The sequence below is a fragment of the Myroides odoratus genome (genome assembly GCF_001549985.1).
In the GTDB taxonomy this organism is placed as follows: Bacteria; Bacteroidota; Bacteroidia; order Flavobacteriales; family Flavobacteriaceae; genus Flavobacterium; species Flavobacterium odoratum_A.
Genome location: NZ_LROZ01000001.1, coordinates 266,822 through 281,310, shown reverse-complemented (window position 1 = coordinate 281,310; position 14,489 = coordinate 266,822). Strand labels below are relative to the sequence as shown.

The 14,489-nt window shown below is 34.9% G+C and carries 9 protein-coding genes; 4 read left to right on the top strand and 5 right to left on the bottom strand.

Features of this window, described 5'->3' with window-relative positions; all coding sequences use genetic code 11:
- Window positions 1-4 precede the first annotated feature (4 nt).
- Window positions 5-904, bottom strand: a complete 900-nt coding sequence (locus tag AWV75_RS01310; protein WP_060872656.1) for a NifU family protein — start codon at window positions 902-904, stop codon at window positions 5-7.
- 221 nt (window positions 905-1,125) lie between these two features.
- Here AWV75_RS01310 and AWV75_RS01305 point away from each other — a divergent pair, with 221 nt between their 5' ends.
- From AWV75_RS01305 to AWV75_RS01290, 4 genes are read left to right on the top strand one after another with little or no spacing between them, the layout of a single operon-like run.
- Complete coding sequence (locus AWV75_RS01305; RefSeq protein ID WP_197429540.1) at window positions 1,126-1,530, top strand: hypothetical protein; 405 nt, start codon at window positions 1,126-1,128, stop codon at window positions 1,528-1,530.
- 4 nt (window positions 1,531-1,534) lie between these two features.
- Window positions 1,535-7,462, top strand: coding sequence for a T9SS type B sorting domain-containing protein (locus AWV75_RS01300; protein WP_082711010.1), 5,928 nt, complete (start codon window positions 1,535-1,537; stop codon window positions 7,460-7,462).
- 7 nt (window positions 7,463-7,469) lie between these two features.
- A complete protein-coding gene (locus AWV75_RS01295; protein WP_060872653.1) occupies window positions 7,470-8,480 on the top strand; it encodes a PorP/SprF family type IX secretion system membrane protein in 1,011 nt (336 codons plus the stop codon).
- Between the two features lie 51 nt (window positions 8,481-8,531).
- A complete protein-coding gene (locus AWV75_RS01290) occupies window positions 8,532-9,044 on the top strand; it encodes a gamma carbonic anhydrase family protein (RefSeq protein WP_060872652.1) in 513 nt (170 codons plus the stop codon).
- 91 nt (window positions 9,045-9,135) lie between these two features.
- On the opposite strand, the gene murI is transcribed toward AWV75_RS01290, so the two are convergent.
- From murI to AWV75_RS01270, 4 genes are all read right to left on the bottom strand, one after another.
- Window positions 9,136-9,915, bottom strand: coding sequence for a glutamate racemase (gene murI, locus AWV75_RS01285; protein ID WP_060872651.1), 780 nt, complete (start codon window positions 9,913-9,915; stop codon window positions 9,136-9,138).
- A 61-nt stretch (window positions 9,916-9,976) separates the two neighbouring features.
- The gene (locus AWV75_RS01280) at window positions 9,977-10,492 is read right to left on the bottom strand and encodes an OmpH family outer membrane protein (protein WP_002989920.1); all 516 of its coding nucleotides are present in this window, start codon (window positions 10,490-10,492) and stop codon (window positions 9,977-9,979) included.
- A gap of 22 nt (window positions 10,493-10,514) precedes the next feature.
- On the bottom strand, window positions 10,515-11,789 hold the full coding sequence (locus AWV75_RS01275; RefSeq protein ID WP_060872650.1) for an OmpH family outer membrane protein: 1,275 nt from the start codon (window positions 11,787-11,789) through the stop codon (window positions 10,515-10,517).
- Between the two features lie 29 nt (window positions 11,790-11,818).
- Window positions 11,819-14,485, bottom strand: a complete 2,667-nt coding sequence (locus AWV75_RS01270; RefSeq protein ID WP_060872649.1) for a BamA/OMP85 family outer membrane protein — start codon at window positions 14,483-14,485, stop codon at window positions 11,819-11,821.
- Between the last annotated feature and the right edge of the window lie 4 nt (window positions 14,486-14,489).

Sequence of the window (14,489 nt, the reverse complement as noted above, 5' to 3'; positions counted from 1 at the left end):
ATTATTATCCATTGATTGCTTCTACAACGATAGCTTCGTCTGCAAGCATGTGACGTAACATATTCTCAATACCATTTTTTAAGGTAAAGGTCGAAGATGGACAACCGCTACAAGCTCCTTGTAAGATAACTTGAACGACGTTGGTTTCTCCATTGTAATTTTGAAAAGCAATATTTCCACCATCCGCTTGAACAGCAGGTTTTACATTCTCTTCCAAAATATTAATGATGCGTTGTGACTTCTCATCCAATGAATCAAAGTGAATATCTGCTTGTTTTTCTAATTCTTCTACATTAGTTACTAAAGCTTCATCCACCGCTAAGTTTCCTTTTTCTAAAAATTCCTTAATAAAAGAACGGGTCGATTGGATGAATTCATTCCAATCGAAGGCCTCGTATTTCGAAATAGAAACATAGTTTTCATCAATGAACACTTCACGCACGAAAGGTAGCTTAAACAGCTCTTTCGCTAAAGGAGAAGACTTCGCCTCGTCAATGTTTTTAAATTCAACTCCCTGCTTAGTTAAAAGCTTATTGGCAACAAATTTGATTACCGCTGGGTTTGGAGTTGACTCTGCATAAATCGTAATAGGATGTTTTTTGGCATCATCTTTAGATTCTATTAAGATTTTCTTACCTTTAGCCATGAAAGTTTGGATTTGGTCTGCAACCGTATCTTGCACGTCATCCCATTCAACAATTGAAAATTTTTCAATAGCAATGAAATTATTTGCAATAAATACCGTTTTTACAAAAGGTAAGTAGAAAAGTTCTCGCGCTAAAGGAGATTGTGCAGTTTCATCGATGTTTTTGAACTCAAAATTGTCTCCTTTTGTGATGAAATCAGGTAGGATAAACTTGACAATTGCTGGGTTTTGAGTATTTTGAATTTTAATGTGCGACATTTTGTTTTATTTTTTTTCAAAATTAACAAACTTATATTCTACGAATCTGTATATTTGGTTTTTTAAACATATAATTAACATATAATTAAGTATGAATTAACAGCGCGAAAAATAGAAGCCTTTTAATTTCAATTCTGAACGTAAGTTAGTCTATTTTAGAATTTTAGAAAGTAATAAATGAATAATAATTTTTATAAAGTGTGTAACGTATGAAGTTTAAAATGGTTTTTAGCTCTGTAATTATCTTAGTTGGAGCTATACTCTTTGGGTTTTCGCTAAAGGCTCAAGATAGAACAGAGACTTTAGATCCTCGAATTACAGAAGTCTATAGAGATAATATGAAATTATTATCGGCGACTAGAGTTAATGCCCTAACGAGCCTACTAAATGAAAGAGTAGAAATTAGAGAAGAGGCCTATTCGAGAGATGAAAAACATCAATTATTGTCAACTGTACCTTTGTTTAATAAGTACAATACTGCTTTAACACGTGATGTAACATTTGATTTAAATACATTTAATGTGTTAAAGTATAATTTGGCATTTTTCGAAAATAGATATGCTTTATATCGTGTAGATAACACAAATTTTGTAATTATTATTCATCAACAAGCTTATAGAAGATAGCAGTATGAAAAAAATTATTAACCTATTATTTTTATTATGTAGTTTTCTGATTTATGCCCAAAATAATTCAGAGTATACTCCATATCCTATGCAAAATGGGAGAATAGATACCTGTTCAGGTTATTTCTTTGATTCAGGTGGATTTGATAACCATTATGGAAATAATGAAAACTTTACGTTTACTATCTGTCCTGATAATGAAGATAGTTATATAGTGGTAGATTTTGAAAGTTTTATTACTGAAGCAAATGCTGATATATTAGATGTTTATGCTGGTGATAATGCAAATGGAGCAGTTATTGCCACATATTCAGGTCATATTGAAGAACCTTTTTCAGTTATAGGAAACTTAGCAACAAGTAATGGATGTCTAACTTTTGTATTTTCATCAGATGATCAAAATACAATGCCAGGTTGGCGTGCAAAAATTTCTTGTAGAGGAGAGTGTCAAAATATCAGAGCTGTTTTTGCGGGATCAGTACCTGCAATTGACCCAGATGTAGCACCAGTTTGTCCTGAAGATGTTGGAGTAATCCGTGTTTGTAAAGGATCTCCATTTACATTAAAAGCAGATGGTGTCTTTGAAAGAAATAATGAGGGAGCAAGATATGAGTGGATTTTAAATAGAAAAGACGAGAACTTTAATAACATCGTTTTTCGTGGAAAAGAAATCACCACTCAATTTGATGAAGAGGGGTCTTATAAATTTAGCTTAGTTGCCATTGATGCAGAAGGTTGTAGGAGTAGAAATTTAGTCAGCGTAGTTGTGCAGGTTTCTTCCAATGAAGCTGAAATTACATTGTCAACAGATAAACCAAATTATTGTTTAAACGAAACAATTTATTTGGATTCAGAGGTTGAATTGAAACGATTTGACTATGAACCTATTCCTCCAGTAGCTGGAACAACGTTTATTCCAGATGGACGTGATTTATATACTACTAGTATTTTTGTCGATCAGTTTTGTTTAGGACAAGAATTGGAAGACATGAATCATGTTAGAATCTGTTTGAATATGGAACACTCTTATTTAGGAGATTTAATTATCACTTTAGTGGCTCCGAATGGTCAAAGGGTTCTATTACACAATCAGGCTGGTCAAGCTAGAACTTTTGGTCATCCTAGATGGTTGCAAGGAAGAGAGGCTGATGAGGCTGAAGGACCTGGTATAGGATGGGACTATTGCTTTGATATGACTCCTGGTAATATTATTGTTGGAGGACCTGGTGTACCTACAACTCAAGTATCGATGCCACCTCAAGGTGTTGTTAGATCGGCAGCTAATCCAGGAACTTATTTACCCGTTGATTCTTTCCAAAATATGGTTGGAACAGAATTAAATGGGGAATGGAGAATCGAAATATTAGATCAATTACCAGCAGATAACGGTTGGATTTTCTCTTGGAGAATAGAATTCGATGAATCTATTGTTCCAAGTGACTTATCCTTTGCACCAGAAATTAAATCAGAGCGTTGGATTGGTGAAGGTATATTTAATTTAGAAGATGGTAAAGCAAGGGTTCGTCCTGTAACACCTGGTACTTATACGTATACGTATGAGTTAACAGATAATTTTAATTGTACCTATACGAAAGACATTACAGTTACAGTTGATCCAGTTTTATTCACGGATAAGCCTAGTAACTTAAATACTTGTATGGACCAAACTACAAGAAGAGGAACATTTAATTTACGTGATGTTCAACCATCAGTAAGTTCAAATCCAAATGTGATATTTAATTACTACAATAGTGAAACGGATGCTCAATTGGATAGAAACCCAATAGATGTGAATCAAGTTGTACATATTAACAATAGTCCAAGACAAGTTTGGTTGAGAGCCGTTGATCCTGGGATGAGTTTAAATTGTTTTACTGTTGAGAGTTTTTATTTAGTAGTAAATAATTGTGCGTTACAATTGCGTAATTTGGATAATTTAATTATCTGTAATCCAGCAACTATTTTTGATTTAACTGTACAAACACCAATTGTATATAACAATACACCTGGATTTACTGTTACATATCATACCACACAAGAGGGGGCTTTAGCAGGAAATAATGCTATTCCTCCAGCTGATGCGGCTGCCTTTACAGGAACAAATGGACAAGTAATTTATGTACGTGTACAAAGTGATACGAATCCAGAAGCTTATGCAACTACTAGTTTTAGATTGTTTATTGAAGAAGTACCTACTATCTTTCCAGTAGCTGAAATTTTTGGATGTCCTATTGATGCACAGAAATCGATTGGTGAATTTAATTTACCATTGAATAATCTAGCTTTAACTGGAGGTAGACCTAATTTAATTGTTAGTTATTACCCAACAGAAGCAGCTGCAATTGCAGGATTGGTAGCCAATCGTTTACCAAATATCCTTCAAACAACAGCTTCAACAATTTGGGCACGTGTAGAACATGCAAGAACGAAGTGTTTTGCTACTACGCCAATCGATTTAATTGTAGCTGATATTCCTGAGCATGCTGATGATGTAACGATTTTTAATTGTTCAACAAATAATGATGGTATAGCTGATTTCTCAACGAGCACAATTACATTCCAATTGTTTGGTAATATATTACCTAATATAAGTGTACGTTATTTTATTTCTGAGGCTGATGCACAACGAAATATTAATAACTTGCCAGACACATTCGCAAATACGGTTCCTAATAACCAAACGATTTATGCAAGAATTGCTTTTGATCGTTCTGGGTGTTTTGAAATCATTCCTATTGAATTAGTGATTTCGCGTTCGCCTAGAATTGTTACACCAACACCGTTTGCTGCTTGTGTAGATAGTCAAAATAGAGAGGTGATTTATGATTTGCGCTTAAAAGAGCCTGAAATATTAGGAGGTCAAAATGCAGCGAATTTTGAAATTACGTACTACTTAACAGAAAATAATGCCCACAGAGCAGAGTTTGCTATTGATAATGCAAATGCATTCTCTAATACTACAGCTTATGTAGTATGGGTAAGAGTACAAGATAGAGCTACAGGTTGTTATGCAGTAACACGTTTAGTATTAACGACGAAAATGTTACCTAATGTTCCTGCGATGTTGCCAACATATAAATTATGTAGTGCGCCAGAGAATAATGGTATTGGAACTTTCGATTTGTTAGCATACAAAAATGTAATTGCAAATGGACAACAAGGTTTAGTTATTAGTTATCATAAAACCGAAGCGGATGCAGATGCGAATCGCAATAGATTACCTAATAGCTATGAAAATGAAACAGCTTATTACCAAACCATTTTCGTTCGCATTGAAAATGAAGTTGGCTGTCATGTAGTAAGAACATTAGCATTACGCGTTGATGCATTGCCAACATTGAATATTACTGCTGAACCATTCCAAGTTTGTAGTTATGGAGAAACTGGAGTAACTTCTTTTAACTTAGAGGATATTATCAACACCATTCAGGTAGGAGTTGTTGGTTTAGAGTATCATTTCTATGAATTAGAAGAAAATGCATACAATGATATTGATCGTATTTTAAATCCAAGAGATTACACGAATATTCAACCAGGAGTATCAACAGTTTGGGTGAAAGCATTAGATCCAGTAACACGTTGTTTCACAGTGAAACCATTGAGAATTGTTGCAGTAGCTGCACCTACTTTACCAGTGGCACTTGAAAATTTAGTGATGTGTACGGATAGACATGATGGAACAAGTGCTATTTTCAATTTAACAGAGCAAAATGCCCGTATCTTAGCTGAACAACAAACTGATCCTGCTAACATTAGTATCGTGTACTATTTAACAGAAGAAGATGCGTTGAATAAGAGAAATAGAATTACTACACCAGAAGTGTTTACGAATACAAGATTAAATCAAAGAATCTGGGTTAGAATTGAAAACACAGTAACGAAATGTTATGTATTGGGTTCATTCTTGTTAGAGATTAAAAATCCTTTGGAAATTGCAGCAGTATTAGCACCAATTGAGTTATGTCAAGATTCAACATTACCAGGTGTTTCTGCTACATTTAACTTACATGAAAGAGAGTCAGATCTTTTATTAGGTGTGGAAGTATTTGGAGCTGTATTTGGTTATTATGAATCAAAAGAAGATGCTGAAAATGACCGTAATCCAATTTTGAATACTAGAAACTATGTAAATAGAACAAATCCTCAAACGATTTGGATATCTGTTGAAGGTAGAAATGGTTGTAGAAGTTATAGACCTTTGGTTATTAGAGTAAAACCATTACCATTGCCAAATTACAATCCTAAGCCATTGGAAATGTGTGAGTTTCAAACTAGAGATGGTAAAGCGGAGTTTAATTTGAAATTAGCTGAAGAGGATATGAGAAATCAAGATCCAAACTTATTGTTCAGCTATTTTGAATCTGAAGCAGATGCTATTGGAAATGTAAGTCCAATTCAATTTCCTACAAACTATGTTACTGGAACAAGAATTGTTTGGGTAAGAGTAGCGAAAAATAACGCGGGTCAACCAGATAGCTGTTATGTGATTGTAAAATTACCAGTGAAAGTAAATCTTCAACCGTATTTTAGCCCATTGAAACCGTATATTCATTGTTTGGAGACTCCAGGTGAATTTGAGAAATTTGACCTGAGAACGAAATTCGATGAGATACTAGAAGGTAGAAATGCTGCTGATTATACGATTACGTTCTATACAAGCTTGAATGCAGCAATGGATGATAGAAACCCAATCATGTATGATTATGTTAATATTGTTCCAAACCAACAAGAGATTTTTGTAAGATTAACGGATAACAAAACGGGTTGTTTCTATGTGGATAAGTTGATTTTGTCAATTGAACAAAAAGTAACAGCTTTCCCAATTAGTACGGCAGATAAAACAAGAATTGAGAAATGTGCAACTCCAGCAGGTCCAACAGGAACAGCAGTATTCAATCTTAATTTGTTTACAGATGAGATTAAAGGAGCACAAATTATTGATCCAGCAGATTTAGAAGTACAATACTTTTATAACAATGCGTTGATTGATGCTGGAGATGTAGGACGTTTCAGATTACCAATCGGAACACATGAAATCGTAGCAGTGATTAAACAAGTGGGTGCTCAGTTCTTCTGTCAAGATGAAACGAGATTCACATTAACTGTTTCTGAAACACCAATAGCACCTATACTACAAGCGAGTACATTAGTATGTATCGATTACAATACAGGTAAATTAGTGGATCCGTATACAATTGATTCTGGATTCAAAGGAGGAGATTATGAGTTCCAATGGGAGAGAAGAGGAGCTATAGGTGGATTTACCCCAATTGCTGGAGCTACAAAATCATACTATGTAGTTGAAAGTATTGAATCAGGAAATGTCTTTAGAGTAGTTGTTAAATTCAAAGGACAACAATGTTCAAATACAAGTAATGATATAACACTTAACTTTGTTGAGGATATCAAGATTAAAGTAATGAATGTTGATTCAAAAGGTATTATTGGAGCACTTGATGGAGAAGAAAGAATTTCAATCATCATTGAAAGCCCAACTGATACTAGATTGTTTGAATATGCATTAGATGAAGGTGCTTATCAAGATTCAAGAATCTTCTATGATGTATTAAATGGTTCACACAGAATTTGGGTTAGATATAAAGATCACAGATCAATTTGTCCTCAATATGTAGATGTATTTGTTTTAGGTTATCCAAGATTCTTTACACCAAATGGTGATGGATTTAATGATACTTGGAATATTCCAACATTAAAAGGTCATCCAGAAGCAGTGATTTATATCTATGACAGATATGGTAAATTACTTTCTCAGTTTAATCCTGCTAGTGGAGGATGGGATGGTACATTTAATGGGAAACCAATGCCATCAACAGACTATTGGTTTACTGTAGAATATTTAGAAGATGCGAAACAAGCGAATCTAGTTCCTAGAAAAGTTCAATATAAAGGGCACTTCTCATTAAAACGATAATTAGGATATGAAAATATTTAAGAAAAGATATTTAGCAGTTGCGTTATTAGTTACTCAAATGAGTAATGCGCAAGACGGTGGATTACCTATGTATTCGGATTATTTGGCTGATAACTATTATTTGATTCACCCTGCAATGGCTGGTTTGAAAAATAGTACACAGATAAGAGGAGCGATCAGACAACAATGGGGAGATACGGATGATGCACCACAAACTCAAACTTTAACAATCAATACCCGCGTCGGAGAACGATCGGGTATTGGTATCATCGCTTTCAAAGATAAGAATGGGTACCATTCAGATACAGGAGCGAAGTTGACGTATGCGCATCATATTACGTTTAGTGAATCACGTTATGAATTGAATATGTTATCATTTGGTATGAGTGCTGGTTTTGCACGAACTACATTAGATGAAACAGAGTTTGGTTCTGTATATGATCCTACACTAAGTGGTGGTCTTGAAGTAAAAGATAGCTATTTCTCGGTAGACTTTGGAGCAGCTTATCACCGTGGAGAATTTTTCTCTATGTTCACAGTGAAAAATGCAGTAACTAGTAAAAGAGAATTGTACACGGATGCAGAAAGTAGTAACTTCAGACGCTATTTATTAGGTGGGGGATATACATTCGGAAACACACGTTACAACGGTGGATGGATGTATGAACCTTCGGTTTTGTTACAGTATGTAGAAGAAACGGAAATGAAGTTAGCTGATGTGAATATGAAAGTGTATAAAACTTTTGATAACGCAAAGCTTTGGGCTGGGGTTTCTTACAGACGTGATTTTAACAGAGCAGAGTACATGAAAAGCGGTAAAACGAAGAAACAAGCTAATCAAAGTATCAGTCCTTTAATTGGAGGATCTTACAAGATGTTTAGTTTGACTTATACGTATACACATGAATTAGGAGATAATACGTTTAACAAAGGAGGATTCCACTTGTTTACACTTGGAGTTAATTTATTTGGAAAACGAAGTACATTAGATTGTAATTGTCCTAACTTACACGATTAGAAAAAAGTCCCGATATTTATCGGGACTTTTTTTTAAAAAATATAATGAAGTATGATAATAAAAGAAATTAGAGGAAAGTATCCTCAAATACCAGCAGATTGTTACATTGCAGAAAATGCTACTATAATAGGCGATGTCACGATAGGAGCATCATGTAGTGTTTGGTTTAATGCGGTAATACGCGGAGATGTAAATTCGATTACTATAGGAAATCAAGTCAATATTCAAGATGGAGCGATTATTCATTGTACCTATGAAAAACACCCTACAGTGATTGGAAATAATGTTTCTATTGGGCATAATGCTATGGTACATGGTTGTGTTATTCATGATAATGTATTAATTGGAATGGGGGCTATTGTGATGGATAACTGTGTGGTGCATAGTAATACTATTATTGCAGCGGGGGCTGTTGTAACACAGAACACGGTAATTGAATCTGGAAGCATTTACGCGGGAGTTCCTGCCAAGAAAGTAAAAGACATCAATGCTTCTAACTTCGCTGGTGAAATAGAGCGTATAGCAACGAATTATGTAATGTATTCCAGCTGGTTTAAAGAATAAGGAAATAGAGGTAGGGGAGAATGAAAATGGGACTGAGGAGAAGCTCAACTAGTAACAATAAAAAAGCATGGAAATCTCCATGCTTTTTTTATTAAAATTCAATTTGTTGAACTTGGATATCGTCGGGTGCAAAAGTTTGTAAAATGCCAGGGTTGACATTGGTATAAAAAACAGTGTTCCCCTTGTTCGTATTAGTTGTCAGCAAGTGATGTTCTTCCAGTACTTTTTTGGTGTGTTTTGCAACAGCTTCCCCAGAGTCTATAATAAGGATATGTTCAGGTATTAAGGTCTTGATTAGGGGAGTTAAGTAAGGATAGTGGGTACAACCTAATACAAGTGTATCCATGCCTTGTTCTACCATAGGTAATAGATATAGTTGTAATAGATCTTTCATTTCTTGCGAGTGTAGTTGCCCAGTCTCAATCAAGGTGACGAGATTATAGCCTATTTGCTCAATGATCTTAACGTTAGGGTATAGTTTTAGCTTAGAAGTGAATAAATCACTTGTAATAGTTCCTTTTGTAGCTAAAACGCCTATAGTTGAGGTTTTAGTCAACAAGGATGCAGGTTTAATTGCAGGCTCTATTCCGATAATAGGTATTGCAAAAGAAGCACGTAGTTCTTGAATGGCATTTGTAGTAGCTGTATTGCAGGCTACAACAACAAGTTTACAACCTTGATCAACGAGGTATTGTACGTTTTTATGGGATAAGGCAAGAATAGCTTCTTTGGTTTGTGTACCGTAAGGAGCATTCTTTTGATCGGCCAAAAAAATGGTGTCTTCAGTGGGCATTAGTTTGTGTATCTCCTGCCATATTGTGGTTCCACCTATACCAGAGTCAAATAAACCAATGGGATTTGTATTTTTCATAAGTAGAACAAAAATAAAAAAGTCCGTTGTAATAACGGACTTTTTTATTGAAATATAAAAATTATTTAATACCTAATTCTTTTTTTACATCAGCTGCTAAGTTTGTACCATCAGCTAATAAAACTCCTGAACCCATTGATGAATCTAATACGTATTGGATTCCTTGAGCGCGAGCTACTTTTTGAATTGCAGTTCTAGCTTTCTCAAAAATAGGTTGTGTTAAATCAACCTCTTTCTTTTGTAAATCTTGTGAAGCTGTAGTTTGAAACTGTTGGATTCTTTGTAAAAGATCTTCAACTTCTTTTTGTCTATCTTCGTTTACTTTGTCTCCTACAGTAGGTGCTTCAGTTTGGTATTTTTGAGCTTTTGTTTGGTACTCAGATACCATTGTCCCGTATTCTTTTTGATATTTTTCGCTTAATGTTTTTAATTCTGCCTCAGCTGATTTCATAGCAGGCATTTCTGTAATCAAAGCTTGAACATCGATGTGTGCAACTTTAGTTTGAGCTGTTGCTGTTGTTAAGCTAACGCCAAAAAACATTACTGCTGCAATCAATAAGGATTTCATTTTTTTCATTGTATTCGTTTTTTATATTATTTTACTTGTTACTCTTGGCGGCTTCAATCTGTTTTTTTAATTCTTCTTGTTCTTGAAGCATTCTGTTGCGTTTCTCTTCTTGTTCTTGTTGAACACGTTTTTTTATCTCATCTTGTCTGCGCTTCGTCTCTTCTATTTGTTTTTGACGTTGTTCAAGCGCTTCTTTTTTCTTTTGTTCTAACTCTAATCTGCGTCTTTCTTCAGCCGCTTTTCGATCGGAAATTAGCTTTTCAAGCTCTTCATTCTTTTCGTTTTTCTGCTGCTTTTCGGCTTCTTCACGTCGTCTATTTCGCTCTTCTTCCTCTTTGCGTTCTCGCTCTTCTTTTATGCGTTTCGATTCCTCCTGTTGCTGCTTGATCTGCTCTTCTCTATCGCGTTGAAGTTGTTCTCGCTTTTCTTTGTCCTCTTGTTTTTTTCTTTCGATCTCTTCTTGCTTCTGTTGTAGCAATTGTTTTTGTTGCTCGATTTTTTCTTGTTTGAGGCGCTCTGTTTCTTCTCGTTTTTCTTGTAATTCTTGCAGCTTTTGTTCTTGTTGCTTTCTTAGCTCATCTTCTTTATTCGATTGCTCTTTTTGCTCCTTGTCTTGCTGTTGTTTTTGTTTTTCTTCTTTTTGCTCCTTGCGCATTTGACGTTCCGCTTCTTCTCTTCTTCGTTGCTGTTCTTCACGTCTACTTTGTCTAAGCGAAATAGCATCTTCTTCTTTTTCCTCTTTCTCTACTGCTTCAACTTGTTCTGCAGTCATGTTTTGTTTTCTTCGAGCAGAGGTCATACGACGAATGACTAAATTACTAATATCATATCGTTTATCAGCTATTAACATCGTAGTTTCTGCATTCTTGTCTAAAACATAATCGTACTTTCTAGCCTCAGCAATATCTTGTACCATAGAGAATACCTGATCTTGAATCGGTTTCGCTAAACTTATTTTTTGCGAAAAATATTCTCCATCTGTACCAAAATATTTTTGTTGGTATTTTAAAAGATCGTCTTCAAGAGAACTGATGTCTTCTTCTTTTTCATTAATCAAATCACGAGTTAGCAATACTCTTTCGTTTGCTAAATCCGTTTTGAGCTTTTTAATCTCTTCCTTTTTTTTATCAATTTCTTGTTTCCAACCTTCTGCACGGGAGGCTAATTGTGCACTAGCTTCGGTGTATTCTGGGACGTGTTGCAAGATAAGTTCCATATCAATATAAGCAACTCGGGCAGACCCACCTTGTGCAAAGGAAAAAGAATATCCAAAAATACTGATTAAAAAAATAAAAAGATACCTCATAATTTGTTAAATTTTAGCAAAGTGTATCACTAAAACTGTTGACCAAGGATGAAGTGAGTCTCCCAACCATTTTTCTGAGTTGTTCCTGGAGGTGCATCAAATCCATATCCAAAGTCAATACCCAATAGACCAAACATAGGCATAATCACACGAACACCCAATCCAGCAGATCGTTTTAAATCAAATGGATTGTAATCTTTGAATGAATCATATGCTGCTCCTGCTTCTGCAAATGATAATACATATACGGAAGCACTTGGTTTTAGTGTAATAGGATAACGTAATTCTAGGGTGAATTTATTGTATATAGTACCACCAATTTGTTCACCATATTGATTGATTGGCGTCAAAGCTTGGTTTTTGTACCCTCTCAATTGAACAACCTCACGGCCGTCTAATGAGAAGTTTACTAATCCATCTCCCCCTACATAGAAGCGCTCAAATGGTACAACACCACGGTTGCTATTATACGCTCCCATATAACCGAATTCTCCTACTGTTCTAAATACTAATTTATCAAAAATTGTGGTATACCAATCACCTTTGAATTTTAATTTATAATATTCTAACCAGTTGAATCGTTTTTGGTCAACTTTACTTGCATCAGCAGTAGCATCTTGCCAATTGCTTACCGGTTGTCCAGCTGCATTTAAATAGGTGCCTTCAGGAATGACTAATCCTGTATTTGGATCAATTTGTCCTGCTTTAGATCTGTATTTGTATTCTTGCTGATTACCTAAGTTTTTGTAATCAACATTGTTGAATAACGAGTAAGGTGGAGTAAACTTTCCACTGATACTAAAGAACGAACCGAAAGTTGGGAAGTTTGGATCCATTCCTCGATTGTCTCTTGTTAATTCAATTTGATACGCTAAATTTCGAGATGAACCATCACCAAACGTAAATAGTCCAGTGTTGTAGTTCTTCATGTCATAGTATTGGAAACTAAGTGTATGTGATAATACAAAATAATCATCAGGTACACTTAATTGTTTCGCAACCCCTAATTGTAACGTTGTAATATTAAAACCTCTACTACGGTCTGTTCTTCTGTTGTAGTAGTCGTATAAGTTTTGCGTACTGTAAGCAATGGTACCAAATAAGTTTACTGGTTTTTTTCTACCCAACCAAGGTTCAGAAAAACTCAAACTATAGGTTTGATAGTATGAACTACCTTGTAATCTCAAAGCTAAAGATTGACCATCTCCCATTGGGAATGGATGGTAAGCCTTTTTGTTGAAAATATTTCTCAAGGAGAAGTTATTGAATGACAATCCTAGGGTTCCGATGAAACCTCCTCCACCGTATCCTCCTTGTAATTCAATTTGACTTGAACCTTTTTCTGCTACAGACCATTCCACATCTACCGTTCCTGAAGTTGGATCTGGATTCAAGATGTCTGGTACAATTGCTTGTGCATCAAAAATATTCAAAGCTCCTAAACGGCGCATCGTCTCCATAACCATCGCTTTACTCCAGATTTCTCCAGGTCTTGTTTTTAACGTACGGTGGATAACGTGATCGTGCGTATATTCGTTTCCTCGAACAGTAATGTTGTTGAAACGCGCAATAGGACCTTCTGTAATTCGAATTTCAAAATCAATAGTATCATTCGCTGTTTTTACCTCTACAGGCGTAATATTAGAGAATAGGTATCCGTTATTTTGATATTGATTGGTTAAATCGTAAGCATCTGGATTAGAAGAATCCTGAATACGCTTATTCAATAATACTCCATTGTATACTTCTCCTTTATCAATTCCCAAGATGTTGCGAAGTTGATTATTTGTATAAACGGTATTTCCAATGAATCGGATGTCTCCAATGTAGTATTTGTTTCCTTCCTCTACATCGATATTAATCGCCATGCGATTTGTTTTAGGATTGTATGCTGTTGTATCTGCAATAATACGTGCGTCTCGGTATCCTTTTTCTTTGTATTTATCCACTAAGCGAGTTAAATCCTCCTCATATTTCGATTGAATAAATTTGGAAGGTTTAAAAATACGCATCGGATTGAAAGGACTGCGTTTTTTGGTATCTTTTAATGCTTTGCGCAATTGTTTGTTTGTCAACTGCTCGTTGCCATCAAAAGTAATATCTGAAATACGCACTTTTTTTCCTTTGTCAATACCTACGATTAAATCGACGTATCTACCAGTTGAATCTGTAGGTACCGTATTTAATGTAATTTTAGTATTGTAGAAACCATCTTTTTTGTACTTATTTAAAAGATAGTATTTCGTTGTAGAAAGTAAGTTCTCATTAACAATTTTACCTTTCGTCAATTTAGCTTCCTTAGTCACAGTTTCAGACTTCGCCTTTTTGAAGCCTTTAACCTTAGCACTATTTAAACGAGGTAATTCATTTAAAGTAAGCTCTAAATTGATGGTATCGTTAACAACAGATGTTTCGTAAAAATTAATGTCTTTAAAAAAACCGAGTTTCCATAGTTTTTTTAAAGCATCCGAAATCTCTTCTCCTGGAACAGAAATTTTTTGACCTTTATTTAAACCTGTAAAAGTTACAACCGTTTGAGGATTGTAATTGATTTTACCAGTTACTTTTATATCTCCTAAAATGTAGGTTTTAGGGGCTTCTAATGTAGGAATGTTGTCCCCTTGCTGTGCTTGTGCACTACTACAAATTAGACCTGCAATAAACAGAGCAAAAAGTGAGATGCCTTTTTGAAACATTATT

Coding starts and splice junctions, on each gene's coding strand:
- AWV75_RS01310 (WP_060872656.1), bottom strand. CDS start 904: ATGTCGCACATTAAAATTCAAAATACTCAAAACCCAGCAATTGTCAAG.
- AWV75_RS01305 (WP_197429540.1), top strand. CDS start 1,126: ATGGTTTTTAGCTCTGTAATTATCTTAGTTGGAGCTATACTCTTTGGG.
- AWV75_RS01300 (WP_082711010.1), top strand. CDS start 1,535: ATGAAAAAAATTATTAACCTATTATTTTTATTATGTAGTTTTCTGATT.
- AWV75_RS01295 (WP_060872653.1), top strand. CDS start 7,470: ATGAAAATATTTAAGAAAAGATATTTAGCAGTTGCGTTATTAGTTACT.
- AWV75_RS01290 (WP_060872652.1), top strand. CDS start 8,532: ATGATAATAAAAGAAATTAGAGGAAAGTATCCTCAAATACCAGCAGAT.
- murI (WP_060872651.1), bottom strand. CDS start 9,915: ATGAAAAATACAAATCCCATTGGTTTATTTGACTCTGGTATAGGTGGA.
- AWV75_RS01280 (WP_002989920.1), bottom strand. CDS start 10,492: ATGAAAAAAATGAAATCCTTATTGATTGCAGCAGTAATGTTTTTTGGC.
- AWV75_RS01275 (WP_060872650.1), bottom strand. CDS start 11,789: ATGAGGTATCTTTTTATTTTTTTAATCAGTATTTTTGGATATTCTTTT.
- AWV75_RS01270 (WP_060872649.1), bottom strand. CDS start 14,485: ATGTTTCAAAAAGGCATCTCACTTTTTGCTCTGTTTATTGCAGGTCTA.